The following is a 26,352-nucleotide window of genomic DNA, read 5'->3' on the forward strand; positions in this document are numbered from 1 at the left end:
GCGATGGGTGATTTCTGGACGCAACACGGCCCGGAACTGCTGGTCAAAACCTGGGAGCAACTGTACATCTCGGCGGTGGCGATGGGCCTGGGGACGCTGGTCGCGGTGCCGCTGGGCATTGCGCTGACGCGGTTCCCGCGCACGGCCAAGGTGGTGATCGGGCTGGCCAGCATGCTGCAAACGGTGCCGAGCCTGGCGCTGTTGGCGCTGATGATCCCGCTGTTCGGGATCGGCAAACTCCCGGCGATCATCGCACTGTTCATCTACTCGCTGCTCCCGATCCTGCGCAATACTTACATCGGTATGCAGGGCGTCGACCCGGTGCTGACCGATGCAGCCAAGGGCATGGGGATGACCCCGCTTCAATCCATTCTGCGCGTTGAGCTGCCGATGGCGATGCCGGTGATCATGGCGGGGATCCGCCTGAGCGCCGTGTACGTCATCGCCTGGGCGACGCTGGCGTCGTATATCGGCGCCGGTGGGCTGGGGGATCTGATCTTCAACGGGCTCAACCTGTTTCAGCCGGATCTGATCATCGGCGGCACGATTCCGGTGACGCTGCTGGCACTGGTGACCGACTGGCTGCTGGGCCGGCTGGAAAAGCGGCTGACGCCGGTGACTGAACGTGAAGGGAGGCGAGCGGCATGAAACAGCGGGCATGGACGTTACTCGTGATCGTGCTACTGCCGCTGCTTGCCTTGACGGGCTGCGGTTTGCCAGGGTTGGCCGGCACCGGCGGCGGCAGCATTCGCATCGCCGCGCAGAGTTCGACCGAATCGAGCATCATGGCCAACATGGTAGCAGCGCTGATCGAACACGAGCTGGGGATCAAGACCGAGCTGGTCGCCAACCTCGGCTCAACCACCGTGGTGCATCAGGCGCTGTTGCGTGGCGATGCGGACATCGCCGCGACGCGCTACACCGGCACCGACTTGACTGGGACACTGGGGCTGCCGGTGGAAAAAGACCCGACCAAGGCGGGCCGCATCGTCAAGCAGGCGTTCAAGCAGCGGTACCAGCAGACCTGGTTTCCCACTTACGGGTTCGCGGACACCTACGCCTTCATGGTGACCAAGCCATTCGCCAAGGCGCACAATGTCACGACCATCAGTGACCTCAAACAGGTGGCTGCGACGATGAACGCCGGGGTCGATAGCTCTTGGATGAGCCGCAAGGGGGATGGCTACGCGGATTTTGTCGCCGCCTATGGGTTTGATTTCAAGCGCGTGTACCCGATGCAGATCGGGCTGGTATACGACGCCGTGGAAGCGGGTAAAATGCAAACCGTGCTGGGCTATTCTACAGATGGCCGCATCCGCAGCTACGACCTGACCGTGCTGAAGGATGACCAGCAGTTTTTCCCACCGTACGACGCTTCAATGGTGGTCAACGACAGTCTGCTTGCCAAGTACCCGAAACTGGCGGCGGTGTTGCATCGGTTGGATGGTCAAATTGATCTGGCCACCATGCAACAGCTGAATTATCGCGTCGATGACCGGCTGCTGGAGCCGGCAGTGGTCGCGCGCCAATTCCTGCAGGATCACAACTACTTCAAAGGAGGGACCGATAATGGCTGATCTGAACACTTGGCAACAGTTCTGGTACTACCTGAGCCACAACGGTGCGTACGTGTTGAGCCAGTTCTCGCGGCATTTTCTGATCTCGGTTTACGGCGTCCTCCTGGCGGCGGTGATCGGTATTCCCATCGGCCTGCTCATTGCGCGGCGGCGCAAGCTGAGCGGGGCCGTGATCGGGGTGGCCAACGTGATCCAGACGATCCCGTCGCTGGCGATGCTGTCGATCATCATGCTCGGCCTCGGGCTGGGCGTGAACACCGTCATCGTTACCGTGTTCCTGTACTCCCTGCTGCCGATCGTGAAAAACACGTACACTGGGATGATCAATGTTGACACCACCCTCGTTGACGCGGCACGGGGCATGGGCATGACCAGTTGGCAGCGGCTGACCATGGTCGAGTTACCGCTGGCGTTGGCGGTCATCATGGCCGGGATCCGTAACGCCTTGGTCGTCGCGATCGGCATCACTGCCATTGGCGCCTTCGTCGGGGCCGGCGGGCTAGGGGACATCATCGTGCGCGGCACCAACGCGACGAACGGTGGCGCCATCATCCTCGCCGGCGCGCTGCCAACCGCCTTGATGGCGATCGTGGCTGACCTCGTCTTGGGGGCGGTCCAACGGCGGTTGGAGCCGCGCGGAAAGAAGCGGTAAGGTGGTCGGCTCATATGCTTACCTTGAGGAGCGGGCCCGATTGTGCGCCGAATCAGTTCGGCGCACAGTCGGGCCCCCTTGGCCTGCAAGCATCCCCACGCTGCGCACTCGGCGTTTGAGCGGCAGCAGTTAACGCTTGCAGCGGCATCGAGTTCGTGATACCGTTAGGCCACACTTAAAAAATCGCTTGTTTCCGGGGATGCCGTGCACGGCATGAGAGTTGGCTGAAGCCAAGACCCGTCGAACCTGTCAGTTGATACTGTCGAAGGGAGAAACATAGTTGGACCCGCGCGCGGGGGCAGACTATGCCCTTGCGCGCTTTTTTGGGTCGATCTTCGGGAGGTGGAAAATGCGAAAGATGCGTCCGGTGCTGGCACTGGTAGTAATAGGCCTGATCTGGCAGGGCTTGGTGTGGGGGTGGCACGTGCCACCGTACTTTTTGCCAAGCCCGCTGGCGGTGGGGCAGGCCCTGATGACCGATGCCGGGCCGCTGACCCAGCACGCACTGGTGACCGGGTCGGAGTCGCTGCTTGGCCTGGCTTTGGCGGCGGGCCTGGCCCTGATCATCGGGGTGGCGCTTGATGCCTGGCCGTGGCTGTACGAGGTGGTGTATCCGCTGCTGGTGGTGTCACAGACGCTACCGGTCATGGTGCTTGGGCCGTTACTGATTCTGTGGTTTGGATTTGGCCTCGCCCCGAAAGTTATTCTGGTGATCCTCATGAGTTTCTTCCCGGTGGTGGTGGCGCTGGTGAACGCGCTACAGGCAGTCCCTACCGCGCAAAGTGACCTGCTGGCAACCATGGGGGCCAGCAGGTGGCAGATTTACCGCACGCTGCGGCTACCGCTGGGCATGCGTGGGTTCTTCTCCGGCCTCAGGGTAGCCGCAACGTACTGCGTCGGCGGTGCGGTGATCGGTGAATGGCTGAACGCCTCCGCCGGCTTGGGCTACTACATGATCCGCGCGAAGAATGGATTTGCAATCGATAAGGTCTTTGCCGCCATCGTCTGGGTCGTTGCGCTCAGCCTCTTGTTCAACATGCTGGCAAGCGGGCTTGCCCGGGCATTTCAGTGGCAGCTGCGCCATTTACACTAAAGGAGTCTATGATGAAAAAAATACTTATTGCGACCGCGTTGTTGGGCCTGGGTCTCTTGTTGGCCAGCTGCGGTCAAGCCCAAACGACCCACCCCAAGTCGCTGACGCCGATCACTGTGGTGCTCGACTACGTGCCCAACACCAACCACACCGGCTTGTATGTCGCTAAGGCCAAGGGCTACTACAAGCAGGCTGGCCTGGACGTGACTTTTATCGAGCCTGGTGATAACAGTACCAGCGTTGCGCTGGTGGCGGCAGGCAAGGGGCAGTTTGGGATCAGTTACCAAGAGGATGTCACCTACGCCCATGCGCAGGCCACACCGATTCCGGTCAAGGCCATCGCCACACTGGTGAAACACAACACCTCCAGCTTCGTGACCCGCAAGGACTCTGGCATCACCAGCCCGGCTCAGTTCGCTGGCCACACCTATGCTGGGTGGCAGGCCCCTAGCGAGGCGGCTGTGCTCAAGGCAGTCATGACTAAGGCCGGGGCGGATTTTGACCAGCTCAAGATCGTGGGCGCGGATGGCAGTGGTCCGGCCGGGTTGGGCAAAAACGGTCAGGACATCGAGTGGTTTTTCGATGGCTGGGACGGGATTCGCGCCAAGCAGGAAGGCATTGCGCTGAACACGATGCCGCTGCGCACGCTTGATGCGCGACTGGATTACTACACGCCGGTCCTGATCACCAGTGATAAGGAAATCAAGACGAACGCCAAGACGGTGCGCGCCTTCGTTCAGGCGACAAAGAAGGGCTACCAGCAGGCCATCAAGGACCCGACCGGTAGCGCCAAGATCCTCAAGCAGGCCGACCAAACCGACTCGCTCAAGTTTCTGACCGCCTCCCAGAAGTACTTATCCGCGCACTACACTGATGATCCGACCAACTGGGGCGCCATGACCAGCACCGTCTGGAACAATTACACCGAGTTCATGACAGAATACGGGCTCATTAAGCAAAAGATTCCCGCCAATGAGCTGTACACGAACGCGTTTTTGAAGTAGGAGGCCTTCATGATCGACCTACAGGACGTGGCGCTGACGCTGGCTGGTCAGCCGATCATTGCGCCGCTCAACCTGACGCTCACAACCGGTTTTACCGCGGTGATCGGACCATCGGGGGCAGGGAAAACGACCCTGTTGAATTTGCTGCTGGGGCTTGTGCCACCAACGCAAGGGCAGATCACCGTGGCTGGCACCCCGGTGCATGGGGTGCACGCGCATTTTGCTTACATGCCGCAAGCCAGCATGTTGCTGCCGTGGCTGACCGTAGCGCAAAATATCGCACTGGTTGCGCGTGTCACGCACCGACCAGTCGAACCGGCCCGACTGGCCGCGGTGCTTGCCGCCGCCGGGTTGACCGCCGAGCGGGACCGGTACCCGGAACAGTTGTCCGGCGGGATGCAGCAGCGCGTGGCGTTCATGCGTACCGTGATGAACCCGGCCGCCTTTCGCTTGCTGGACGAGCCGTTCGGAGCGCTGGATGCGATGACCCGCGCGCAGCTTCAGGATTGGCTTTTGACCCTGCCCGAGGCCTTGCAACGGCCAACGCTGATGGTCACCCATGATATTGATGAGGCAATTTACCTCGCCGACCGCATCCTGGTGTTGTCGGCGCGGCCGGCGCGCGTGGTGGCGGATATTGCGGTGCGGCCCAAGCACCGTGACCGCACCTGGCTAGCGACCCAAGGAGCCTTGCATCAGCGCTTGTATGCGCTCCTGCAGTCCGATTCGGTCCAGGAGGTGGCCCATGCTGAGTGACGCGCACTGCCACGATGATGCTCAAGGCACGCTGGCGCGCGTGCAGCAACGCGCGGGGATCCCGGCACTGATCAACTGTGCCACCCCCGCGGAGTGGCACCACCACCGGCGCACGCTCGGCCCGCAGCAGTGGCTGAGTGTTGGGGTGCACCCGTGGGCCAGTGCGACCCCTTCAGTCGCCGCGATGGGGGATTATTTTGCAGCCGCCTCGGTGATCGGGGAAATTGGGCTGGATCGCGTCTGGACGACGGTGCCCCTGACCGTTCAGCGGCCGGTGTTCACCCAGCAGCTGGCGTTGGCTCAGCGCTTGGGTAAGCCGGTGGTGTTGCATACCAAGGGCTGCGAAGCCGAAGTGCTGGCGCGGTTAGTTCAGTACCCGAACCGCTACTTCGTGCATTGGTACTCGGCGGCAACACTACAGGCCGAGTACCTTGCCGCCGGGTGCTACATGAGCATCGGGCCAGATGTGTTGACCGACCCGGCGGTACAGGTGCTTGCCCGGCGCGTGCCGCTGTCACGGCTATTACTGGAAAGTGATGGCCTCGAATCGCTGACGTGGGCGTGGCATCGTCCGGTGCCGGCCACGGCGTACGTTGACGCGATGACGCAGTGCGCGCAGGCCGTGGCTGCCTTGCGCGAGTGCGATGTTGCCACTGTGACGGCCGCTGCGGCACGGAATTTGAGCCGGTTTGTGACGGGATGACCTGCGTCTTTGGTTTTAAGATAGTCAGTCGTCTGGTGAGTCCTTCGATGATATTAGGCAATTTTCTACCGGTCAGAAAAAGCGCATTAGCTACAGCCAATGCGCTTTTAGATGATTGATGTTACGGTCTTTTGAATAAGCATCTGCGCAGTCAAAAACAGGGACGCACCCGAGAACGATTACTGTCCATAGCATGACCTCGTGGCGCAATTGCGCAATTGATAGAGATACCTTGATTGTTCGTCCGGAGATTGTCGATTCTCTGACAGCGTGCGATAGACGCATTAGTCACATTAGTTAAGGTCGGTTCCGTTTGAGGAAATGACTTTTTGGTACCAGTAGAAAGAGTCCTTGCGTATCCGTTCGGCCTGCCGAGGATCGCTATCAGTTCGATCCACATAGATAAAGCCGTAGCGTTTCTTGACACCGTTGCTTGTCGAGAGCAGATCGATTGCAGACCAAGGACAATAAGCGAGTACTGGCACGCCAGCATCGATAGCTTGTCCAACGGCGCGAATGTGTTCACGTAAGTAATCGATGCGGTAGTTATCGTGGATCCGGCGATCTGTCGTGAGCGTATCAAATGCACCAATTCCGTTTTCGGTAATCATGAGGGGCTTGTTATAGCGCGTGTAGATGTCGCGGAGGAGATACTCCATGCCATCAGGGTCAATCGCCCAATCCCAATCGGTGGTATCTAGTGACGGATTCTTACAGAGTTGAAAGTATCCAGGATGGGTTTCATAACCACTGATGGCACCTTTTTTGCCACTCCAGTTGACGCCACTGAATTGAATCGACATTTTGCTGTCATCTGGGCAGGCTTTGGCGCATTCGCTGGCGTAGTAGTTGAGTGCCAGAAAATCTGATGTGCCACTTTTAATGAGGGCCATATCACCCGGTGTGATATCTGGCGCCAATCCGTGAGTCTTCAGGTAGCGAAGGGCCCCTTCGTTGTAAATTCCCTTGAAGTAAATGTCTAGGTAGTACCAATTACGTAAGTCATTCGCATTTAACGCCGCTAACTGATCAGCCGGCGCTGATGTGAGGGGATAAATCGGAGCGTAACCGATTGCGGCGCCAACTTTTCCTTCAGGCACCAGATCATGCACGAGATTGCAGGCAATTGCATGAGCAAGGTTCATGTAATGATTAATCTGGAAGCGCAGTTGATCTTGGGATTGATACTTATCAGGAATGTAGCACTTTTGCGTCCAATACTGAACAATGATGCTCTGTTCGTTGATAGTCGTCCAGTAAATCACGTCCGAGCCGTATTCCTTAATGACAAAGCGCGCGTAAGCTTCGAAGTCCGTCACGACTTGACGGTTTAGCCAGCCCCCGTATTTTTCAACCAGTGCCCAAGGTAAGTCGTAATGATAAAGTGTCACAATGGGCTCAATACCATTGGCTTTGAGTGCATCAATGAGGCGGTGGTAAAAGGCAACACCTGCAGCATTGGGTTCGCCCACACCTTCCGGAAAGAGCCGAGACCATGAAATGGAGAATCGGTAAGTGGTGAACCCCATCTCGGCCATAAGTTTTACGTCTTCTTCGTAATGATGGTAGTGATCACTAGTGACCTCTGCCGTGGCAAACCCACGTTTAGTGAAGTTTTCTTGATTGATAATGTCCTGCTGAGACAAGCCTTTACCATCTTCGGTTGCGGCACCTTCGACTTGATAGGCACTGGTTGACGCACCCCAGAGGAACGTTTTTGGGAAAGCCATAATTTACCTCCTATTTTTCAGCTGCGGAGTGTAACTGGATATACTTGTACAGGCGAATCAATTCACGGCTCATGTTCAGCTCGCTCATGATAGTCATAAGCGTGTCCTGCGCGTGAATAAAAAGGACCGGTAAATCGTATTTTGCCCCTTGTGCCTCTTGCTGGATGACAGATGTCTGGGCGTTGTGCGCCAGAACAATTTCTTCTTTGGCCTCCTGCAGTAAAGCATCAGCTTGGGCGCCATCACCCTGGTAGGCACATTGAACAGCATCTGTACAGTGTGTACGGGCGTTACCTGCGTGCAGAATAATCTGCATGGAAATTTCAACTAACTCTTCTTGTTTATCTACCATAAGAATCCCTCTAATCTTGGGGTGCGTTCTGTTCTTTAATCAGCTCATTGTGTTCATAGACTTTAAAAAACGGAAGCCAGGTCAACCAAAGAACTGCGAAAATGATGACGTAAAAAATCAATGCCCGAAAGTCGCGAGTAATGACAATGTAGCCAAACGGGGCTGGAAACTGCCCGGTTGTTAGTGCGGCGCTCGGAATGGTCAGAAAATTCCATTTCATTGCAAACCACACAATGATTGCAGATGTAATGGAGTTAATCCACATAGGTGGCATCAAAAGGGGATTAAAGACAATCGGAGTCCCGAATGTAATGGGTTCATTGATATTGAAAATAGAGGGGCCAAGGCAAATCTTGGCTAAAGTACGAAGTCGTTTGGATTTAGAACGTAGCATCATTACGTTCAATGGAAGCGTCCCACCTGCACCGCCCAGAACAATTAAGGACAAGGCGTAGATACTTTCGTAACAGACAATGTATGGAATCGACTGCCCCGCCGCTGCCGCTTGAATGTTGGCTGCGGTGCCGGCCATCAGAATTGGCGTCGTCACAGCACCGATGAACCATGTTGAAATCCCAAGGGTGAAGAAGAACGCAGGGAGCAAGCTGATCAGGATAAATCCAGGAAGTGTAAACCCAAAGTTTTGAATAGGCTTGAACAGATCAAGAATCAAATTGTAGATATCTAGATGAAGGTTGTCGACCAACACCATCATTGCGGCGACCGAAATAAAGATGGGAATGATGTTGTTAATCCATTCGCCAACAAAGTCTGGGACAGCGGTGCTGTCTTCTAAAAGGTGTAACTTGGAGAACCAGTGATAAATTGCGGCGATAAATAGGCCGACGACTACCGCTACGAACATCCCCGAAGGGCCGAACTTTGAAAAATCGATGGTCATGATGCTTTTAGCATTAATCTTGGGCATTGTGGACATCAGGTAAGCAATAATAGCTGTTAACCCGGCGTTCATCTGATACTGGGGATGTTCCAGCTTTTCCATTGCTTGACTGGCCACCATGAAGACTAGGACGATGGAAATCATCTGGAATGTCCACTGCAGGATGATGGATAGGTCGGGAAGAACTGGTAGGTAGGTACGGAACACGTTATAGAAAAAGATGACCGAGCCAACCAGAATAAACGGCAGGATTTTCATCATCGCGCTGGAAACGGCAGCGACCCAGGGATTACGTGCAACTTTGTTCATTGCTGGTGAAAAGGAATTCTCTAACCAATTCATGATGCGTTTCATTGTTGTGTCCCCCTACTCAACTTCGTCAGACTGAGTCAACTGGTCAATGAAATTGATCAGCGCACCGCCGTCCAGCGTGCCATAGATATTGGCTGGAATTACTGCAACGGTAATGTTGCGATCCGCCGTCATTTCCTGGTATGTTCCTAGTTGATTCGCGAAGTGGGGACCGAGTAAGAGAACATCAATGTTGTTCAGATACTGGGCGACTTGGGATTCACTACGGGCATCGATGTGTAGATCTCGTTTTTGTTTCTTTGCTGCCTGCCTCGTTTTCTGTGCGAGAAAACCACTGGAAAAGCCAGCGCCGCAGCAAAGCATAATACGTTGAGTTGCCATTATGAGTCACTCTCCTTAGAAGATGATGGATTACGTTTTTAGCGTAGCGTTGATGAACCAGTTCGCTCAACTACAGAATTGCCTGACTCAAGGCAACTAGATACTCATAGATAGCACGAGATGGCGGAATTCTTCGTAGGATTAGCAGCGGCTGAGACGTTGGGCGTTGTTGCCGTCGCTTAGAATCTGAATCAGGTACTGATAGAGTTTGCGAAACATATCGCCGTCAGCGCGTTGAATCGCAATGACCAGTACAATTTTGACAACCTGTTCGTCCCATCGAAGACCGCTTGGACAGAGCATTACGGCAACACTAGTTTTGACGGCGTCCATGTTTAGCGAGTGTGGAATGGCAATATTAGGAAAACCAGTACTCGATGCGGCGTCACGATCGAGGATACTCTGTAAAAAGCTGGGCTGAACGTTGCCAACTTTGACCATCGCCTGAGCCATCTGCGTCATGGCCACATGCTTGTTGGTAATGATGCCCGTTGGAGGCCAAAAAAGTTCAGGACTGAAGAGGTGATCAAACTTGTCTCGGAAGATTGCGCGGGCTTCACGATTCTTGATGATTTCGATAGCGTCTGAAATATCGGTTTGTGTACCTGCTAGTCCCAGTAGTGGAATCTCAACGGTGAGTGTCTGAGTCGTTAGCTGGTGGGGAAGGGGAACGGTGGTCAAAAGTAGGTCGTATTTGTATTGCGACAATCCGGTTGTGTCGGGTAATGTTGCGATCAATGTCAGGTCTTCTCCGAAACGCTGCTGAAGCTGTCGGATTAAGCGTGTGCCGAGGTGAAGGTATTCGGGGCAAATCAGAACCGTACGAACTTTCTCAGCATCTACGCGTTGGCGGGCCATCTCACCGCCGATGTGAAGTGCAATGTATGCAGCCTCATCGCGATTAACTTTAAGCTCGAATCGCTTTTCAAAGGCAATGACAGTGAACACTGCCATATCGAAGATAATAGGGTAAGAAACGCGCACAATTGGACTGACGGAGTTAATAGTTTGCTGGTGATGCAAGAGCCGAGTATGTAGGCCCTGAAAGTGAATAGCAAGCAGTTTGACAAACGTTGGGTTGGAAAGATCGATGTAGTACTGCTGGCTAAGCTCGTCAATGATTTGTCGGGTGAAGTCGAGTATCGATGGATCAATTTCACTGTCATCTGCTTCGCCAGAGAATGGGTTGGCAAAGTTTACGTTGGCTTTCAGGAGCAAGTAGATATTACTGCGCTCATCTGTAGTTAATTCAACTTTGAACGTTGCGCTAATTGCATCTGCTAGTTCGAGTGCCGCCCGGTGCACCTTGCCAAGTGGGGTCTTGATCGGTGGAAGCAAATCCTGGAGGTAGTTTTTATTTTGAATGCGGATAATGGCAATCGCGAGATGAAGAACGAGATTCAGACGGGCGAAATCGTTCACATAGAAGTCGTAGTTTTCTACAGTTTGTTGAACGAGCTGATGGAGCGTTGTTATTGAGATGGTTGGGAAAAGGACTTCAAATTCGCTGAGATCAAAAAAACTCTTGTCGTTATCTTCAAAAAGCGTGTATTTGCCTAAGCGACGAAGTTCCTTTTCGCTCGCTTTCAGCGTGACAGTATCACCATGAACGCGATATTGAACATGAAAGTTAGCATAGGATAAATTCATTCGCTCCAAGTCGTTCTTGATAGTTTGAACACTGACGAAAAGTTGCGCGCTCAAGTCGTATAAATCAAGTACGTTGGTATGTGTTAGTAGGAAGCGCCTGTTGATAAACTGCGCGCGTTCGGTGTAGTTTTGAGGGATTGAAGGTGTGTCTGTAGTGGCTTGAATTATGGCGGCGCGGCCAACTTTAGGGGTAATTTCATAACCACGGTAGCTAGATTGTACAAGGCAGGGGGAATGCGTGGTATTAATGCTGTGCACATAGTTCTTTACCGTTCTGGGTGATACACCGAGATAGGCCGCCAGTTCTTTGGCAGTGACTGGGCGACGAGCCTTAGTGATGTACTCCAACAGCAACTGTTCCTTTGCGGTACTCATGGCGACCTCCTAGGGGTGTTTACACTGCGACCCAATTATATGAATTAGTATAGGTTGCGAAAATAAGACCTTCAAATACAGGTTTGCATGGGGTGGGGCAAACCAATTTGACGTTGACAGAGAAGCACCCTAAAATAAACGCGAATAAAGCTCAGTGTTGGTTGGTATCCATACGTGAAAACTACTAGCGAGTGATCCTGCTACAGGTCACAAGGTAGATAGAGACAAAAGAAGGTCCAGCCTGCCATCGCGGCAGCTGGACCTTTTAGGGTGGTTTATAAGTTGAGCAGGTAAGTGCGTTCAACGTAAGCGGCCTCAGCGTTAAAATCCGCTAAGGCTGGTTCGTTAAAGACGGTGAACCACTGGGGTTGCTCGGCGCGATAGCCGACCGCTTGTCCTGCAACGGTGACCGTCAGCTCTTGTGTGTCTGGGTCAAGTTGCCAGTGCTGCGCAGGTATTGGGGCATCCCGGCGCGTGCCCAACACCCGCCAGGAATGGGCGATCTCACGTGCCCCGAGGGCTTGGTAAAGGCGGTTGGCCGCAGGGTCGCTACGGGTGAAAATCTCACAGTAGTCGGCGCCAAGCTGCTGCAGCTGCGCGCAACACGCATTCAGAAGTGCACGGCCGATGCCTTGGTTCTGGGCCGTTGGCGCTACGGCGAAGACTTCGATGTAGCTGCCGCAGCCGCGATCGGCGACGTACAGGTCGTGCGCGGACCGCTCGGGCGTAAAAACGCCGGCGTCAATGAGGCCCACCAGCTGCTGGTCACGAATCGCGACCAGCTGAACGGTGTGCGCGTAGCCGTCCGCTTCGGGTGAGTAAGTCTCACGTGTGGCAGCAATCTGATCGATAAACTGTGAGTGTTGGTAGGCCAAGGCGCGGCAGTCTAGCCACGCGGCCTTATCGGTGGGTTGGTAAGGGCGAATCGTAAACATTTGGCGGCCTCCCGTTGACGCGTTGATGGGGATATGGTAACATACTCTTCGTGATTATTCACTCTGCCTAAGACTCAGGGGGCGCAAGCCTTAATTATCCTGCCGAGGTGGTATCGGTACGCTAGATACCTCTATGTCTTGGTGGACATGGAGTTTTTTTATGCGAAAAACTTCAACCAAACTACAGGAGGTGAAACAAATGAGTGAAGCAATTATCGCAAAGAAAGCCGAGATCGTTAAAGGCATTTCTGAACAGTTCCACGCCGCAACCAGCGCTGTTGTTGTGAACTACCGTGGTCTGACCGTTGAGCAAGTCACCGAACTCCGTAAGGAACTCCGTGAAGCCGGCGTGAAGATGGAAGTTATCAAGAACACCTACCTGCGTCGCGCCGCTGACTTGAATGGCTACGAAGACCTGGACGAAGTATTCACAGGCCCGACTGCCATTGCATTCTCCGACGACGATGCTGTTGCACCGGCCCGGATCATGGCCAAGTACGCCGACAAGTTCGACGCACTGGCGATCAAGGGTGGGATCATCGAAGGTAAGGTCGCAACGCTTGACCAGATCCTCGAGCTGTCCAAGCTCCCAGATCGCGACGGGATGCTGTCCATGCTGTTGTCTGTTCTGCAGGCCCCAGTTCGCAACGTCGCTTACGCTGTCAAGGCTGTTGCCGACAGCAAGAACGAAGAACCAGCTGCTTAATGCCGCCTAGGTTCGTCCTAACTTTTAAATACAATATAATTGGAGGAAACAAACATGGCTTTAGACACACAAGCAATTGTCGACCAGCTCAAAGAAGCTTCCATTCTTGAACTGAACGACCTCGTTAAGGCAATCGAAGAAGAATTTGGCGTATCCGCAGCTGCTCCTGTAGCAGCTGCCGGCGCAGCAGCAGGTGCTGCTGAAGCTGCCAAGGACTCCTTCAACGTTGAACTGACCGAAGTTGGCCAGGAAAAGGTTAAGGTTATCAAGGAAGTCCGTGCCATCACCGGCCTCGGTCTGAAGGATGCTAAGGGCCTTGTCGACGGCGCTCCTGCTAACGTCAAGGAAGACGTTAACGAAGACGAAGCAAACAAGCTCAAGGAACAGCTCGAAGCTGTTGGCGCAACCGTTACGATCAAGTAAGGATTACTTGTCAATGCGGTTGAAAAGCCGTGTGTCACCGTCCATGGTGATGCACGGCTTTTTGCTTTGCACATGGTGATCCGGTGAGAATCTCACGACTTACAGTATCGTTAGCGGCGTTCATTCGAGGAGTCCGCTATAATGAAAGACAGAATGAAAAATGGAGGGGTCTGCTTGAAAAACATGCTGAAGCGTGGGGTCGCCTGGGTGCGCGCTCATCTGACACTGCTGAAGGTGCTGTTCGTCCTGTCGGTGCTGGTGTTCGTGATGATAATGCTTGGCCGGGTGTACCGCGAGATCAACGGGGACGAGATGCGGGCCAGTCTGGCAACGCAGAGTCCGCTGTCGCTGGCCGTGTTGCTGGTGGTCGGGTTGATCAGTGTGCTGCCGATGCTCAACTACGATTTCACGATCACGAAGATGTTACCGGGGGACTACCAGCCGTGGTACGTGGTAAAGTCGGGCTGGATCGTCAACTCATTTACCAATATCGCAGGCTTTGGGGGTTTTCTCGGTGCGAGCCTGCGCGCAAATTTCTACCATGAGCACGCGACGAGCAAGCAGGTGCTGGCGGCCATCGCCAAGATCGCGCTGTTTTTGCTGGCGGGCCTGTCCTTGTGGTCGATGATCGCGCTGGTGATGATCTTTGGTCTAGGCATTGGGCGAATGTACACCGATTACTGGTTGTGGCTGATCGGCGGCGCGGCGTACTTCCCCGTGCTGATGATCGCCACGCATGTGACCAACGCGGCGTTTTTCGCCGACATGCCGATTCGTCGGCAGCTGAGCCTGACACTGGGCTCATTTCTAGAATGGGGCGGCGCGGCCGGCTTCTTCCTGCTGATCGGCGCGTTCATCCACGCACCAGTAAACCTGACGCAGGTGCTGCCGCTGTTCTTGGTCGCTAATGTGTTGGGGGTCATCTCGATGGTGCCCGGTGGCCTGGGCTCCTTTGATGTCTTCATGCTGCTCGGGCTGAGCCAGGTTGGCGTCAATAACAGTATCGGGGTGGTTTGGCTCCTGTTTTACCGGCTGTTCTACTATGTGGTGCCGTTCATGCTCGGCGCGGGCCTATTCGCGCAGGACGCCGGGCGGCAGCTGAACGCGCGGCTGGAAGGGCTACCGATGCAGCTGATTCGCCGCTTCGCCCACATCGTGCTGGTGGTGTTCATGTACTTCTCCGCGGTGATGTTGCTGTTGCGTGGGGTGGTGCCGGACATTGCCCTTCGCAACGCCTTATACCTGCGCCTATACCCGTGGACGTTCCTGTTTTTGAGCCGGGTGACGAACATCATGATGGCGTTCATCATCTTCGGCTTCGCCCGCGGGATCGCCAACCGGGTGCGGCGCGCGTACTGGCCGACGCTGGCGCTTTTGGTGCTGGCGCTTGGCGCATCGCTTCGGCGCGAAATGAGTGTCAAGTTCATCATTTTTCTGGCGCTGATCCTGCTGGCAGCGGTGCTGGCGCGCAAGGAGCTGACGCGTGCGCGGATGGACTTTCCTTGGGGGCAGCGGCTGATCGACGGCGGCATCTTCGCCGTCACCGCGGTGTTCTACGCGATCGCGCTGTTCTACACTGCCCCGGCGATCCACCATCGCCATCCGGTGCCAACGGTGTTCTTCTTTCCGTCCGAGCGAATGTGGCTCACCACGCTGGCCGGCGTGCTGGTGGCGGCGCTCACGCTCGCCATCATTTACGGGTACCTGGCGAATCCGCTTGATCCGCTGGGGGAGGGCGTTGATGAGGCCCGGATGCGTGCGCTGATCGCCCGGTACGGCGGTAATGAGGTGTCACACTTGGCGTTCGTCGGCGACAAGCTGGTGCGGTTCTTTCAGGTCGACGGTGTAGACCGGGTCGCTTTCCTTTTTCGCAAAAAGGCCGATAAGTTGGTCATCCTCGGGGATCCGATCGGGGATGCGACGCAAGTTCGGGCGGCGGTCGCAGCGTTTGTCCAGGCGGCGGATCGGCAGGATCTGAGCCTAGTGTTCTACGAGGTTTCAGAACAAAACACGATGCTGTTGCACGAGTACGGGTTTGACTTCATGAAGTTCGGTGAGGAAGGCAGCGTGGACGTGCAGGCCTTCACCCTGGCGGGGACGAAGCGCAAGGGCGAGCGTGCGCTGATGCACAAGTTTGAGCGGCTCGGCTACGTCTTCGGGTGGCTCGAACCGCCGCACAGCCCGGCGCTGTTGGCTGAGCTTCAGCAGGTGTCGCTGTCATGGCTGGAAGGCCGCCCGGAAAAAGGCTTCAGTCTTGGCTACTTCGATGCCCATTACCTCAACCAGGCGCCGATCGCGGTGATCCGCGATGCCGCCGGGGCCATCGTGTCCTTTGCCACGGCGATGCCGATGGGCGAGGGCAACACGACCAGTATTGACCTGATGCGCTCAAGCGACGCGGCGCCAAGCGGCATCATGGATGGGATGTTCATCAACCTGTTTGCGCGCGCGAAAGCGGACGGCTACCAGCAGTTCAACCTCGGTATGGCGCCGCTGAGCAACGTGGGCACCAGCGACTACTCTTTTTTGGAAGAGAAAATGGCGCACCTTGTCTACGAGTACGGCTACCGCTTCTACGGGTTCCAGGGCCTGCGCTCCTATAAGGAAAAGTATGTCACGACCTGGCGGCCTAAGTACGTCGCCTACCGCAAGCGCCAGTCGTTGTTGTTCACCCTGTTGCAGATCTTGCTGCTGGTGAACGCCCCGATCGGCACGAAGCCACGCATCGGCTTTTGGCGCAAACGGCTGGAAAAAGTTGGTCGCATTGGCGACATTATCGCCGGGGTGCGCGACAAGTAGCCGGACCGTGGTACAATGAAACGCGACAACCACGACCGGAAACGAGGATAAGGTAATGAACCACTACTACACGAATGACCCAACGCTCGCGCATGACGAGCACCAATTCAACTTCGACCTGGCGGGACACACGCTGGCGTTCACCGCCGATAACGGGGTGTTCTCCAAGCACACCATTGATTACGGGAGCCGTGTGCTGATCGACGCCGTGGTCGCGGCAGACTTGCCGGCCGGCGCCATCCTGGACGTCGGTTGCGGCTATGGTCCCATCGGCCTGGCGCTGGCCAAACACTGGCCGGACCGGCACGTGACGATGAGCGATGTGAATGAGCGCGCACTGGGGCTCGCCGAACGCAACGCGACCGCCAACGGCATTACCAATGTGACGATCCTCGAGTCATCGGTGTACGACCAGATCGACGGCGACTTCGCCGTCATCGTGACGAACCCGCCGATTCGCGCCGGTAAGGCGATCGTCTCCGGCATTTTGGCCGGCGCATACGACCACTTGCAGCCGGGCGGCCAGCTGTTCGCCGTGCTGCAGAAGAAACAGGGCGCGCCATCTGCGCTGAAGCTGATGAAGGCAACCTTTGCGGCTGCCGAGGTGGTGACCAAGGCGCACGGGTACTATATTTTGCGGGCGATCAAGTAAAAAAAGAGGCTGAGCCGAAAAGCGGTTGCGCTCAGAGTATCAAACGGCCACCATGACAAACCCGTCCTTAGGTTTGACATGGTGGCCGTTTGATACGGCAGGGGCGTCGCTTTTCGGCTCGGACTGTCCTGGAATCGTCGCGGCTCATAATGATGCCCAGCCGCCTTTACGCTCAGCGGGTGGTTAAAAGGTGGCATAGCACCAGGTCGTCCATGCGGCGCAAGTTGAAGCCGGTGGTGGCCTCGAACTTCTCCAGCCGGTACTGCAGCGTGTTGCGGTGCATGTACAGGGCCTTGGCCGCCGCGGTCAGGTTGCCCTGCGCCTGGTAAAGCGCGCCGATGATCGGCAGACTCTCGGGCTGGGCGGCGATCGTGGCCGCCAGTGCTTTGAGCAGCGGGTCGCGGGTGCGCAGCGCCTGGGTGCTGGCCGTCAGCGCAGTGTCTGGGATCGTCGCCAGCCGCGCCGTGGCGCCCAGCGCAAGCTTCTGCTCCGCCGCGGCGATCGCTGGCAGCTGGCCATTAACGGGCCACGGATGGCCGACAAACAGGCGCGTGGTGGTGTCAAAGTCCGAGTCCAGCGTGTCCAGAATGCCGAGGAGCACGCCGGCATCGGTTTGGCGCGCCTCGGCCGGCTCGATCAGCGTCCCGGCGGTTTCGGTGTCAAAAAAACCGGTGACCGGAACGGTGAACAGGCTGGTGAAGGCGGTCAGCCACGCGGCAGGCGGCAGGCTGCTGGCAGTGAAATCGACCGCAAAGTGTAGCAGGCGCACCGGCTGCGCGCTAGGTGCCAACCCTGCCCCGCGCAGGAAGCGGGCCCAGGGGTGCTGGCTTTGGGCTTGCGGCAACAGCGCCTTGATCAGCGCAATTTCGCGTGGCGCGAGTGCCTCCGCGTCGACCGCCACGGTTTGGCCATCGACCGTCACCACCAGCGCATTCTCTGGGAATGGCGGCACCTCCAGCACCGGCACCACTTGTTTAAGTAAAGGTAAAATCGCAGCCATAATCGCCACCGCCTCGCTCAGTTTTTCTACATTGATTGTAGCAGAGTTTCGGTGGAAGGGAGGAAACAACCCTGGAACAAAAAGCAATCGAGGATTATATGCAGCTCGCCCTGCAGGAGGCGCATGACGCCGGCCGCATCGGCGAGGTCCCGATCGGCGCGGTCATTGTGCATGATGGCGTTGTGGTCGGGCGCGGCCACAACTTGCGCGAGCACAGCCAAGACAGCACACTGCACGCCGAGATCCTGGCCATCCAAGAGGCCTGCATGACCCTGAAAACCTGGCGACTGGAAGACTGTGACCTGTTTGTCACGCTGGAGCCTTGTCCGATGTGCGCCGGCGCGATGATCAACAGTCGTATCCGCACCTGTTACTACGGCGCGGCCGACCCCAAGGCAGGCGTGGCCGGGACGCTTTTGGACTTACTGCAGGATCCGCGCTTCAACCATCAGGTGCAGGTCGTGCCGGGTGTGCGCGCGGATGAGGCGGCCAAGCTGCTGCAGGACTTTTTCCGCGGTATTCGGGCCAAGCGCAAGGCGGCCAAGAAGCAAGCCAACTGAATCAAGCAAGCGGAGGCCAATTCAGCATTGGTCTCTTTTTTCACTCGTGGTCCGGCAACATGAGTCCAGCCGGTCACTTAGGCCGGCAGGTTCCGCTCTGCGGCTTTGGGGCCGGAACGCAGTGGGGCCCGGTAAAAGCCAGAAGGGCGCTGTCTTTTCCCTCGGTTTGAGCCTGCCTTGCTAAACCCGCAAGTCAGTCTCAAACGCGGCCCAGCTTCTAAGCGATAAATCGCCAAGAAGCTCGACACTGCTGGGCCCCAAGCTGCGCCGCTACACCTGTCGACCTAAGTGACCTGGGGTGGTGGCTGACGTTCAAAAGCCGCCGAACAGGTTGAACAGTGAGGGGTTATAGTCAACTGGCGAGTTAGCTGAAGCGGTTTGCGTGGGTGTCTAGATGCTTAGAATAACGAGCCTTGTTAGGGTTACTGGGCGCTAACACGGCTTAATGTGCGTTTTCGCCCCACAGCGATCCGCGTCGCACTTTACCCTCGGTTACGGTATGATGGGCGCGGAGGGATTGCGATGAGACTATTGATCGTGGAAGACGAGCCGGCGTTGCGCGCCAGTATGGCGGCCTTTTTTGCCCAGCAGGCCACGGTTCAAGCGGTCGGCACGCTGGCGGCGGCCAGTACCGCCGTGGCCGCGGGGCCGGACGCCATTATTTTGGACCTCACGTTGCCGGACGGGGACGGGCTGGCTTGGCTGCGCGAATGGCGCCCGTCACTGGCGGCTAAGGTGCTGGTGCTGACGGCTAATGACAGTGAAGCGGCTGAGCTGGCTGGACTGCGGCTGGCCGATGAGTACGTGGTCAAGCCGATCAGCCTACCGGTGCTGGCGGCGCGCCTGCGCCGGCTGTGGCCAGCGGTGCCGATCCAGCTGGGGGCCGTGACAGTGGGCCTGGCGGACGGACAGGTGACGCGCAACGGGCGCGTAGTCGACCTGACGGCAACGGAGTGGCGGCTGCTGGCGTTTTTGGTCACCAACCGCAAGCAGATCGTCAGCCGCGAGCAGCTGATGGCCGCCTTGTGGGACGCCCGCGAGGCCTATGTCACCGACAACACCCTGACCGTGACCATCAAGCGGCTGCGGGAAAAATTGGAGGCCGACCCGGCGCACCCGCAGCTGATCCGCACGATTCGGGGAATGGGGTATTTTATCGATGAGCAAGCCTGAAGCGCGTCTGATTCTTCAGCTGGCTGTGGCGTTGGGCGGCGTGCTGATGGCAGTGTGTCTGCTGGCGTGGCGCGCGGCTCCGCTGGCTGGCGTGGGGCTCCTCGTTCTGTGGGGCATCGGGGTGGCACTGATCGGTGTGGTTTGCGGGTTGTGGCTACGCCGGCTGCACCGCGACCTGGCCGCCATCGAGGCGCAGCTTCATGCCGCGCGCATGGGGCACGCCGAGTACGCCATCGGGCAAAACGACGAGGGCGCTTTTTCCGCGCTACACAACGAGCTGCATCACTATGTGCGCCAGACGACCGCGTTGCGCGCCGACTTGCAGCGCGACCGTGACCGACTGAGCACGGCCATTACAGATATCGCCCACCAGCTGCGCACGCCGATCGCGGTGCAGGGCAATCTGGTGGAGCTGTTGACGCCAGCTAATGCGGCGACCACGCGCGCGGAGCTGCTGCGGCAAAACGAGCGGTTGGCGCACCTGGTGGCGCAGCTGATCCTTTTGGCGCGGGTGGACACCCACACGTTGAGCCAAGTACGGACCCGCGTCTCAGTGGACACGCTGCTGCGTCAAAGTCTGACGCCGCTTGCGCCGGTGGCTGCCGACCGTGGGGTGACGCTGGACTGGCAGGTGCCGGTCGGGTTGCAGGTGCACGTGAACGTGAAGCTGATGCAAGAGGCGCTGATCAACCTGTTCAAAAACACGCTGGAGCACGCGCCAGCGGATTCGACCGTCACGGTGCAGGCGAGCGGCACGCCGATTTCGGTAGTCGTGACGCTGACGAATACTGGCGCACCGATCCCCCCTTCAGACCTGCCGCACGTGTTTGAACGCTTCTATCGCGGCAGTCAAAGCGCCGCAGGTAATGTGGGCATCGGACTGGCGATCGCGCAAGGCATTGTGACCGCCGGTGCTGGCCGCCTAAGCGTGGCCAACGTGACCGGTGGCGTGCAGGTGCGCGTGGAGTGGTTCCAAGCCCCTGCCGCGGCCGATCCACAATAACTGCGCCCGCACGCGGCCGCGCCGACCCCAAACGTTGGCGCGGCCGTTTTTCGTGTCGTCACTTAGCTGTCACTTGGCGTCGCTATACTGGAAGCAAGAGGTGAGGAAGATGGCAATTTTAACGGCCACGGATTTAGTCAAAACGTATCCTGGCGAGGAGCAGCCGGCACTGGACCACGTCAGCCTGAGCATTGAACCTGGAGAGTTCGTCGCGATCGTGGGGCCATCGGGCTCCGGCAAGTCGACGCTACTGCACCTGCTGGGCGGGGTCGACCGCCCAACCAGCGGCCAAGTGCAGCTGTACGACACGGCGATCTACGGGCTCAACGAGACGCAGTTGGCGATTTTTCGCCGGCGCCAGGTCGGGCTGATCTACCAGTTCTACAACCTGTTGCCGAGCCTGACGGTGGCGGAGAACATCACGCTGCCGCGGGAGCTGGACGGCAAAAAGGTCGAGGCGCAGCGCCTGAACCAGCTGCTGGATCAGTTGGGTCTGGCGGACAAGCGCAACGCGTTGCCGGGGCAACTCTCCGGCGGCCAGCAGCAGCGCGTGGCGATCGGCCGAGCGCTGATCAACGAGCCGGCGATCGTGCTGGCGGATGAGCCGACCGGGAACCTGGATCAGCGCAACTCACAGGAGATCATGGCGCTGTTGCACTACGCGAACGTGACGCAAGGCCAAACCGTGGTGGTGATCACCCATGACCCGCAGGTGGCCGCGCAGGCTCAGCGGGTGCTGACCATCACCGATGGTCGTCTGACGGAAGGGGCGTGAGCGCATGGGCATCCTCGCAAAACTGGGGTGGCGTCACCTGCGCACCACCCGTGGCCGCACCGCGCTGACGATCGGGGCGATGGGGCTGGCGGCAACGCTGGCGATGGCAACGCTCGTCGGCCTGCGCAGTTTCCAGACCAGCTTCTACCAGTACGAGCTGCGGAACACGGGCGGGATGGTCGCCGCCTTTCCCGCGACCACCCCGGCCAAGGCGGCGAAGTTGCGGGCCAACGCCGCGTTTGATCAGACGATCAGCTTTGTCGATGCCGGGCGGGCGACGATCGGCACCACCAAAACCGACAGCATCGGGGACCCTTTTCGGCTGACCGTGACCACACCCGCAGCCACGGCGGCATTGAAGCCGATGCTGGTCAACGGGCGCTTGCCGCGCAAGGCGTCGGAGGTGCTGCTGTCGGACATGCTGGTGACCGCGCACCGAAACATCGGTCAGCGCATTCAGGTGACGGTGGCAGGGAAGACCCAGCGCTTCCGAATTGTTGGGACGACGAACGGGTACGGCGGGAACTTTTTGTCCACGCGCGGCGTGCTTCAGGTCGTGCCACACCTACCGGCCGGGCGCACGGTGGTGATGGCCAGCCTAAAGTCGCCTTGGCAGGGCCATCAGCGCTTGCAAGCGATCACCAAGCAAGCGGGGTTGGCCCCGCGCGACTTGCAAGTGAACTTGGCGGCGCTGACCTGGATGTGGGGGGCCAAGTCGAATGACTCGCAAGCCAAACAGATCGCGGTGGTGGGGACGATCCTGGCCATCGTCGGGGCGGTCGCGCTGATCATGATCTACACGAGCATCAACTTGTCTGTGCGAGCGAATCGGCAGCGCTACGGCCTTCTGCGGTCGATCGGCACGACGCCGCGGCAGGTTCGACACCTGGTGTACGGTGAGGCGCTGATGCTGGCGCTCCCGGCACTCGGATTAGGTGCCATCTTCGGTATCGGTGGGTTAGGCGTCGCGATCTGGCTGATGAACGGCGTCCTGAGCGGCAACGAGCTGCCGATCACGCTGGTGCTGACCGTCGACTGGGTGCCGCTACTGGCGGTGGTGGTGTTCATGGCGCTCATCACGCTGCTGGCCGCCGCACGGCCGGCATGGCGCGCCAGCCGCGTGACGCCGATCGCGGCGATCCGCGCGCTGAACATCTCGCCTCAATTGACCCGGCGCAAGCTCCGTCAGCCGTGGTGGGTGCGGCGGCTGCCTGACCCAATGATGCGACTGGCCGCCAAACTCGACCGCCGCGAGGGGCGGCGCGCCACGATGCTGACTACATTGGTGGTGACAGTCACCTTATTTGTCGGACTGACCGGCTTCATCGGCAACGCGTGGCGACACTATGACACCGGTGAGGCCGCGGACATCCGCGCGACACTGAGTCGCAGTGGCGATCAGACTGCCGCGATGCGGCACCTGGCAGACCGGCTTGATGGGGTGAAGCAGGCGCAAGTAACGCGCCAAGCGCAGCTGAGTATTCAGAAGGGACCGCGGGGTTCTGAGCTCACCGAGATCAATTTGCTGGTCGTGCCTGACCGTCAGGCCCAGCGAGATTACGGCTGGCGGCCAACGCTTTTGAACACGAAGGCGCTATTCGTGGATGCGGATGGCCGACGCCACATGGAATGGCAGGTCGACCCGACCTATTCCAAGCCGTTGCGGTTAATTGTTGCGGATCAAAGAGACAGTAAGGCGCCAGGCCTGAGCGTCCGGGTTCGCTACCAGCCGCTGGCTAAAGATCCGGTGTTTAGCAAGCTGTTGTTCAACAATGGACGGGTCAGCCTAGTCGTCTCCGATTCCCAGTATCAGCGGTGGGCGGCGGCGCTGAGGGTCCCGGATAAGACGCTTGAAAGCGTCCTGTACGTGAAACTGGCGCGGCCCAGTGCGCACACCGCAGTGGTCAAGGCGATCAAGGCACAGTTTGGGCAAATCGCCATCATGGACGCGGTGGCCGATAATCAGCAACAGGCGGCGGTGGTGTTGGTCATGAAGGCAACGGCATACGGCTTCATCGGTTTGCTGGCACTGGTTTGCTTAGCCATCGTTGTCAATCACACCTTTGCCAACCTGATGCGGGCGCGCCGTGGGCTGGCGATGCTTCAATCCATCGGGATGACCCCGCGCCAAGTCGTCGCGATGCAGGCCTGGCAGTACGCGACGTTGCTTGTTGCGGGCTGGCTTGGCGGCAGTATCCTTGGAACTGGCATCAGTAGCGTGCTGTACCGCCTGTCGGCCTCTGATCAGCCGGTGGCGCTCATCATACCTTGGGGGCAAATCGCAGCCGCGGGAGCGGTTCTGTTGCTGGTCGGAGTGGCGTTTATTGGGGCCACCTGGCGGCTTTTGACCCATCAGGATCTGGAGCGGTTACTGCGCGCGGAGTGATCACGCACACTCACCTTGACCATAGCGCAAGTAAGCGTTCGGTTTCTGTCTGAGAGGCACTAGTCAACGCTGGTGAAGTCGTGTATACTACTAATTGCCGCAAGGCCTTAAGGCAATGGTCGCCTTTCGAATTGTGTCAGGTCCGGAAGGAAGCAGCACTAAGAATCGTCGACCATGTGCCTTTTGTTTTACGCTAATGACCCGGTCATCACATCTGTGGTGGCCGGTTTTGCGTTTTCGGACCGCATAATTGGCCGGCGAAAAAGCGTGAGCGGTCCTGCCGAAGTTGGCTGGCCTATGGTAAACTAGTACGGGTACGCGAAGCGATTTTGCGCGGGCTGTTGTTGTTGGGTTCGTCTCGCTTCGCGCTGGTTCGTCGAGCTACGCAAAGCAACGCAGATGCAGTGAGCTACGCCGAAGGACTCGAACCCAAAGTACGGATTCAAGTCCTTCAGCTAGGCTCTCGGATCTGCTAAGCCCGCTTTGCTTCGCTCTGGTTCGTCGAGCTACGCGGGACAACGCGGAAGCGGTTAGCTACGGCTTGGCACTCGAACCCAAAGTGCGGGTTCAAGCACCAAACCTAGGCTACCCGTTCCGCTAAGCCCGTCCCGCTTCGCTCTGGTTCGTCGAGCGCCGTGCCGCAACGCGGGAGCAGCTAGCTACGCCAAAGCACTCGCGCCTAAGTACGGGCGCAAGCGCTTTGGCTGGGCTACCTGTCCCGCTAAGTGCGCGGCACAGCGCTCTGGTTAGAAAGGATGATGACGGTGAGCTACCAAGCACTGTATCGGGTCTGGCGGCCCCAGCAATTCGCCGATGTGATTGGGCAGACGGCCATCACGCAGACGCTTCAGAATGCGTTGACGACCGGTCAAACCAGTCACGCCTATTTGTTTTGCGGGCCACGGGGCACGGGGAAGACCAGTGTTGCCAAGATTTTAGCCAAGGCGCTCAACTGCCGTCACCTCGACCACGGCGAGCCGGACAACACTTGCGACCTGTGTGAGGCCATCAACAATGGCAGCCTGACCGACGTCATCGAAATCGATGCGGCGTCCAACAACGGGGTCGATGAGATCCGCGATATTCGCGACAAGGCGAAGTATGCGCCGACGGTTGCGAAGGTGAAGGTCTACATCATCGACGAAGTGCACATGCTGTCGACAGGGGCCTTCAACGCGTTGCTCAAAACACTGGAGGAACCGCCAGCCCACGTTGTCTTCATTCTGGCGACGACGGAGCCACAGAAAATCCCGGCCACCATTATCAGCCGAACGCAGCGGTTCGATTTTCGCCGCATTACTGCCCAAGACATTGTCGGCCGGATGACCGTCATCCTTGAGGACAAGGGCATCACCTATGACGAGCAGGCGCTTTTGGTCATCGCGAAGGCCGCGGAAGGCGGGATGCGCGATGCCCTGTCGATCCTGGATCAGGTGCTGTCGTTTGGCCAAAATCATGTGACCGTCGAAAACGCGCTGGATGTGACCGGCGGCGTGGCGGCGGCGCAGCTGGGCACCTATCTGACCCAGATCGGGGCGCATGACCCTGCGGCGGCGCTGACCACCATCGAGCAGTTGCTTGCCGGTGGGAAAGACGCGGCGCGGCTGATCGAGGACTTAATCGAGTACCTGCGTGATCTGCTGGTGTTCCAGCAAGCCCCGAGCTTGGTCAATGACACCCAGAGTGCCCTGCGTGATGACCATTTTCAGACGCTGGCGCAGACCTTCACGGCCCAAGCGCTGTATCACATGATCGGGGTCTTGAACGAGACGCAAAGCCAGCTGCGGCTGACCAACCACCCGACGCTGTACCTAGAAGTGGCCACCGTACGTCTGGGCGAACAGCCCACGGCATCGACGGCGGCCCCAGCGCCGGCCGCTGTGCCTGCGGAGGCCGAAGCTGTTACCGCGCTTCAGGCGCAGGTGCAGGCCTTGCAGGAAACGGTCGCCAAGTTGCAGACGGGCGCGCCGGTTGCGGCAGTCAAGCCTAAGCCCAAGGCGGCGAAGCACCCGCACGTCAACAAGCAGCAGCTGTACCCGATCCTGGGGGCGGCCACCAAGGCGGATCTGACGGCGGTGAAGGACATCTGGCCGGATCTGTTGAACATGCTGTCGGTGACCAAGCGCGCGATGATGCGTATTTCCGAACCGGTCGCCGCCAGCCCCGCCGGCGTGATCGTCAGTTTTGCCTATGACATTCTAGTGGAGCGGGCGATGAAGGATGCGGCGCTGATGACCGAGCTGGAAAGCGGTCTGGAACGACTGATGGGTGACAAGAAAACCATCGTCCTGGTGCAGCAAGACGAGTGGCCAAAGGTGCGCAAGACCTACCTGAGCGAAATGGGCGCGCCGAAGAAGACGCAACCTAAGGCACCGACGGAAGCGCCGGTGGTCAAGGCCATCACCGATATGTTCGGCGACGAAGACAATATCACCATCAAAAACGACTAAGAAA

Annotated in this window: 24 protein-coding genes, 1 other RNA gene, 1 riboswitch and 1 other annotated feature; of the genes, 18 read left to right on the forward strand and 7 right to left on the reverse strand. The window is 58.1% G+C overall.

All coding sequences use genetic code 11. The annotated features are described in order from the left end of the window. The first annotated feature begins 3 nt into the window (after positions 1 to 3). From EKM88_RS08545 to EKM88_RS08575, 7 genes are all read left to right on the forward strand, one after another. A complete protein-coding gene (locus EKM88_RS08545; RefSeq protein WP_125705197.1) occupies positions 4 to 648 on the forward strand; it encodes an ABC transporter permease in 645 nt (214 codons plus the stop codon). Continuing rightward, positions 645 to 1,577: an osmoprotectant ABC transporter substrate-binding protein gene (locus tag EKM88_RS08550; protein ID WP_125705199.1), complete on the forward strand. Its 933-nt coding sequence runs from the start codon at positions 645 to 647 to the stop codon at positions 1,575 to 1,577. The genes EKM88_RS08545 and EKM88_RS08550 overlap by 4 nt, the downstream gene beginning before the upstream one ends. After that, positions 1,570 to 2,229 (forward strand): ABC transporter permease, encoded by a 660-nt coding sequence (locus EKM88_RS08555; RefSeq protein ID WP_125705201.1) that lies wholly within the window; start codon positions 1,570 to 1,572, stop codon positions 2,227 to 2,229. The genes EKM88_RS08550 and EKM88_RS08555 overlap by 8 nt, the downstream gene beginning before the upstream one ends. A gap of 184 nt (positions 2,230 to 2,413) precedes the next feature. After that, positions 2,414 to 2,517: riboswitch (TPP riboswitch) on the forward strand. Positions 2,518 to 2,578: 61 nt separating this feature from the next. Further along, a complete protein-coding gene (locus EKM88_RS08560) occupies positions 2,579 to 3,322 on the forward strand; it encodes an ABC transporter permease (protein WP_125705203.1) in 744 nt (247 codons plus the stop codon). A gap of 11 nt (positions 3,323 to 3,333) precedes the next feature. Beyond that, complete coding sequence (locus tag EKM88_RS08565) at positions 3,334 to 4,326, forward strand: ABC transporter substrate-binding protein (protein WP_125705205.1); 993 nt, start codon at positions 3,334 to 3,336, stop codon at positions 4,324 to 4,326. Positions 4,327 to 4,335: 9 nt separating this feature from the next. Then, on the forward strand, positions 4,336 to 5,082 hold the full coding sequence (locus EKM88_RS08570) for an ABC transporter ATP-binding protein (protein ID WP_125705208.1): 747 nt from the start codon (positions 4,336 to 4,338) through the stop codon (positions 5,080 to 5,082). Continuing rightward, positions 5,072 to 5,785, forward strand: a complete 714-nt coding sequence (locus EKM88_RS08575) for a TatD family hydrolase (RefSeq protein WP_164512057.1) — start codon at positions 5,072 to 5,074, stop codon at positions 5,783 to 5,785. The genes EKM88_RS08570 and EKM88_RS08575 overlap by 11 nt, the downstream gene beginning before the upstream one ends. A gap of 293 nt (positions 5,786 to 6,078) precedes the next feature. Here EKM88_RS08575 and EKM88_RS08580 read toward each other — a convergent pair whose 3' ends face one another. The 6 genes from EKM88_RS08580 to EKM88_RS08605 all read right to left on the reverse strand — a co-directional run bounded on the left by EKM88_RS08580 (position 6,079) and on the right by EKM88_RS08605 (position 12,421). Next, on the reverse strand, positions 6,079 to 7,515 hold the full coding sequence (locus EKM88_RS08580; RefSeq protein WP_125705212.1) for a glycoside hydrolase family 1 protein: 1,437 nt from the start codon (positions 7,513 to 7,515) through the stop codon (positions 6,079 to 6,081). A gap of 10 nt (positions 7,516 to 7,525) precedes the next feature. After that, positions 7,526 to 7,867 carry a PTS lactose/cellobiose transporter subunit IIA gene (locus tag EKM88_RS08585; RefSeq protein ID WP_125705214.1) on the reverse strand — a complete coding sequence of 114 codons (342 nt, stop codon included), beginning with the start codon at positions 7,865 to 7,867 and terminating at the stop codon, positions 7,526 to 7,528. Positions 7,868 to 7,877: 10 nt separating this feature from the next. Continuing rightward, positions 7,878 to 9,122 carry a PTS sugar transporter subunit IIC gene (locus tag EKM88_RS08590; RefSeq protein ID WP_125705216.1) on the reverse strand — a complete coding sequence of 415 codons (1,245 nt, stop codon included), beginning with the start codon at positions 9,120 to 9,122 and terminating at the stop codon, positions 7,878 to 7,880. A gap of 12 nt (positions 9,123 to 9,134) precedes the next feature. Continuing rightward, entirely contained in the window at positions 9,135 to 9,461 is a 327-nt protein-coding gene (locus tag EKM88_RS08595; protein WP_125705218.1) for a PTS sugar transporter subunit IIB, read from the reverse strand. A 141-nt stretch (positions 9,462 to 9,602) separates the two neighbouring features. After that, the gene (locus EKM88_RS08600; RefSeq protein WP_125705219.1) at positions 9,603 to 11,486 is read right to left on the reverse strand and encodes a BglG family transcription antiterminator; all 1,884 of its coding nucleotides are present in this window, start codon (positions 11,484 to 11,486) and stop codon (positions 9,603 to 9,605) included. A 275-nt stretch (positions 11,487 to 11,761) separates the two neighbouring features. After that, on the reverse strand, positions 11,762 to 12,421 hold the full coding sequence (locus EKM88_RS08605) for a GNAT family N-acetyltransferase (RefSeq protein ID WP_125705221.1): 660 nt from the start codon (positions 12,419 to 12,421) through the stop codon (positions 11,762 to 11,764). 48 nt (positions 12,422 to 12,469) lie between these two features. Beyond that, positions 12,470 to 12,589, forward strand: a sequence feature (ribosomal protein L10 leader region). A gap of 31 nt (positions 12,590 to 12,620) precedes the next feature. Between EKM88_RS08605 and rplJ the strand changes: the two genes are divergently transcribed. The 4 genes from rplJ (at position 12,621) to EKM88_RS08625 (ending at position 17,001) form a co-directional block, all read left to right on the forward strand. Further along, positions 12,621 to 13,127 (forward strand): 50S ribosomal protein L10, encoded by a 507-nt coding sequence (gene rplJ, locus EKM88_RS08610; RefSeq protein WP_125705223.1) that lies wholly within the window; start codon positions 12,621 to 12,623, stop codon positions 13,125 to 13,127. 54 nt (positions 13,128 to 13,181) lie between these two features. Beyond that, the gene (gene rplL, locus EKM88_RS08615; protein WP_125705225.1) at positions 13,182 to 13,550 is read left to right on the forward strand and encodes a 50S ribosomal protein L7/L12; all 369 of its coding nucleotides are present in this window, start codon (positions 13,182 to 13,184) and stop codon (positions 13,548 to 13,550) included. Between the two features lie 174 nt (positions 13,551 to 13,724). Next, positions 13,725 to 16,349 carry a bifunctional lysylphosphatidylglycerol flippase/synthetase MprF gene (mprF, locus tag EKM88_RS08620; protein WP_404819971.1) on the forward strand — a complete coding sequence of 875 codons (2,625 nt, stop codon included), beginning with the start codon at positions 13,725 to 13,727 and terminating at the stop codon, positions 16,347 to 16,349. A gap of 55 nt (positions 16,350 to 16,404) precedes the next feature. Then, complete coding sequence (locus EKM88_RS08625) at positions 16,405 to 17,001, forward strand: class I SAM-dependent methyltransferase (RefSeq protein WP_125705228.1); 597 nt, start codon at positions 16,405 to 16,407, stop codon at positions 16,999 to 17,001. A gap of 172 nt (positions 17,002 to 17,173) precedes the next feature. Here the strand turns inward: EKM88_RS08625 and EKM88_RS08630 are convergent, their stop codons facing one another. Then, entirely contained in the window at positions 17,174 to 18,001 is an 828-nt protein-coding gene (locus EKM88_RS08630; RefSeq protein ID WP_125705230.1) for a helix-turn-helix domain-containing protein, read from the reverse strand. 98 nt (positions 18,002 to 18,099) lie between these two features. Here EKM88_RS08630 and tadA point away from each other — a divergent pair, with 98 nt between their 5' ends. From tadA to dnaX, 7 genes are all read left to right on the forward strand, one after another. Beyond that, positions 18,100 to 18,561 (forward strand): tRNA adenosine(34) deaminase TadA, encoded by a 462-nt coding sequence (tadA, locus tag EKM88_RS08635; protein ID WP_125705232.1) that lies wholly within the window; start codon positions 18,100 to 18,102, stop codon positions 18,559 to 18,561. Between the two features lie 522 nt (positions 18,562 to 19,083). Continuing rightward, a complete protein-coding gene (locus tag EKM88_RS08640; protein ID WP_125705234.1) occupies positions 19,084 to 19,734 on the forward strand; it encodes a response regulator transcription factor in 651 nt (216 codons plus the stop codon). Next, complete coding sequence (locus tag EKM88_RS08645) at positions 19,721 to 20,737, forward strand: sensor histidine kinase (RefSeq protein ID WP_125705236.1); 1,017 nt, start codon at positions 19,721 to 19,723, stop codon at positions 20,735 to 20,737. The genes EKM88_RS08640 and EKM88_RS08645 overlap by 14 nt, the downstream gene beginning before the upstream one ends. A gap of 109 nt (positions 20,738 to 20,846) precedes the next feature. Then, positions 20,847 to 21,512, forward strand: coding sequence for an ABC transporter ATP-binding protein (locus EKM88_RS08650; RefSeq protein ID WP_125705239.1), 666 nt, complete (start codon positions 20,847 to 20,849; stop codon positions 21,510 to 21,512). Between the two features lie 4 nt (positions 21,513 to 21,516). Beyond that, complete coding sequence (locus tag EKM88_RS08655; RefSeq protein WP_125705241.1) at positions 21,517 to 23,898, forward strand: ABC transporter permease; 2,382 nt, start codon at positions 21,517 to 21,519, stop codon at positions 23,896 to 23,898. Between the two features lie 98 nt (positions 23,899 to 23,996). Further along, positions 23,997 to 24,094, forward strand: an RNA gene (gene ffs / locus EKM88_RS08660) — signal recognition particle sRNA small type. Between the two features lie 568 nt (positions 24,095 to 24,662). Further along, positions 24,663 to 26,348: a DNA polymerase III subunit gamma/tau gene (gene dnaX, locus EKM88_RS08665; protein WP_164512058.1), complete on the forward strand. Its 1,686-nt coding sequence runs from the start codon at positions 24,663 to 24,665 to the stop codon at positions 26,346 to 26,348. The last annotated feature ends 4 nt before the right edge of the window (positions 26,349 to 26,352 follow it).

The sequence above is a fragment of the Lacticaseibacillus daqingensis genome, from assembly GCF_003946115.1.
In the GTDB taxonomy this organism is placed as follows: Bacteria; Bacillota; Bacilli; order Lactobacillales; family Lactobacillaceae; genus Lacticaseibacillus; species Lacticaseibacillus daqingensis.

Excerpts from the sequence above, each read along its gene's own strand:
- EKM88_RS08545 (WP_125705197.1), top strand. The coding sequence starts at position 4 with ATGGGTGATTTCTGGACGCAACACGGCCCGGAACTGCTGGTCAAAACC.
- EKM88_RS08550 (WP_125705199.1), top strand. The coding sequence starts at position 645 with ATGAAACAGCGGGCATGGACGTTACTCGTGATCGTGCTACTGCCGCTG.
- EKM88_RS08555 (WP_125705201.1), top strand. The coding sequence starts at position 1,570 with ATGGCTGATCTGAACACTTGGCAACAGTTCTGGTACTACCTGAGCCAC.
- EKM88_RS08560 (WP_125705203.1), top strand. The coding sequence starts at position 2,579 with ATGCGAAAGATGCGTCCGGTGCTGGCACTGGTAGTAATAGGCCTGATC.
- EKM88_RS08565 (WP_125705205.1), top strand. The coding sequence starts at position 3,334 with ATGAAAAAAATACTTATTGCGACCGCGTTGTTGGGCCTGGGTCTCTTG.
- EKM88_RS08570 (WP_125705208.1), top strand. The coding sequence starts at position 4,336 with ATGATCGACCTACAGGACGTGGCGCTGACGCTGGCTGGTCAGCCGATC.
- EKM88_RS08575 (WP_164512057.1), top strand. The coding sequence starts at position 5,072 with ATGCTGAGTGACGCGCACTGCCACGATGATGCTCAAGGCACGCTGGCG.
- EKM88_RS08580 (WP_125705212.1), bottom strand. The coding sequence starts at position 7,515 with ATGGCTTTCCCAAAAACGTTCCTCTGGGGTGCGTCAACCAGTGCCTAT.
- EKM88_RS08585 (WP_125705214.1), bottom strand. The coding sequence starts at position 7,867 with ATGGTAGATAAACAAGAAGAGTTAGTTGAAATTTCCATGCAGATTATT.
- EKM88_RS08590 (WP_125705216.1), bottom strand. The coding sequence starts at position 9,122 with ATGAAACGCATCATGAATTGGTTAGAGAATTCCTTTTCACCAGCAATG.
- EKM88_RS08595 (WP_125705218.1), bottom strand. The coding sequence starts at position 9,461 with ATGGCAACTCAACGTATTATGCTTTGCTGCGGCGCTGGCTTTTCCAGT.
- EKM88_RS08600 (WP_125705219.1), bottom strand. The coding sequence starts at position 11,486 with ATGAGTACCGCAAAGGAACAGTTGCTGTTGGAGTACATCACTAAGGCT.
- EKM88_RS08605 (WP_125705221.1), bottom strand. The coding sequence starts at position 12,421 with ATGTTTACGATTCGCCCTTACCAACCCACCGATAAGGCCGCGTGGCTA.
- rplJ (WP_125705223.1), top strand. The coding sequence starts at position 12,621 with ATGAGTGAAGCAATTATCGCAAAGAAAGCCGAGATCGTTAAAGGCATT.
- rplL (WP_125705225.1), top strand. The coding sequence starts at position 13,182 with ATGGCTTTAGACACACAAGCAATTGTCGACCAGCTCAAAGAAGCTTCC.
- EKM88_RS08625 (WP_125705228.1), top strand. The coding sequence starts at position 16,405 with ATGAACCACTACTACACGAATGACCCAACGCTCGCGCATGACGAGCAC.
- EKM88_RS08630 (WP_125705230.1), bottom strand. The coding sequence starts at position 18,001 with ATGGCTGCGATTTTACCTTTACTTAAACAAGTGGTGCCGGTGCTGGAG.
- tadA (WP_125705232.1), top strand. The coding sequence starts at position 18,100 with ATGCAGCTCGCCCTGCAGGAGGCGCATGACGCCGGCCGCATCGGCGAG.
- EKM88_RS08640 (WP_125705234.1), top strand. The coding sequence starts at position 19,084 with ATGAGACTATTGATCGTGGAAGACGAGCCGGCGTTGCGCGCCAGTATG.
- EKM88_RS08645 (WP_125705236.1), top strand. The coding sequence starts at position 19,721 with ATGAGCAAGCCTGAAGCGCGTCTGATTCTTCAGCTGGCTGTGGCGTTG.
- EKM88_RS08650 (WP_125705239.1), top strand. The coding sequence starts at position 20,847 with ATGGCAATTTTAACGGCCACGGATTTAGTCAAAACGTATCCTGGCGAG.
- EKM88_RS08655 (WP_125705241.1), top strand. The coding sequence starts at position 21,517 with ATGGGCATCCTCGCAAAACTGGGGTGGCGTCACCTGCGCACCACCCGT.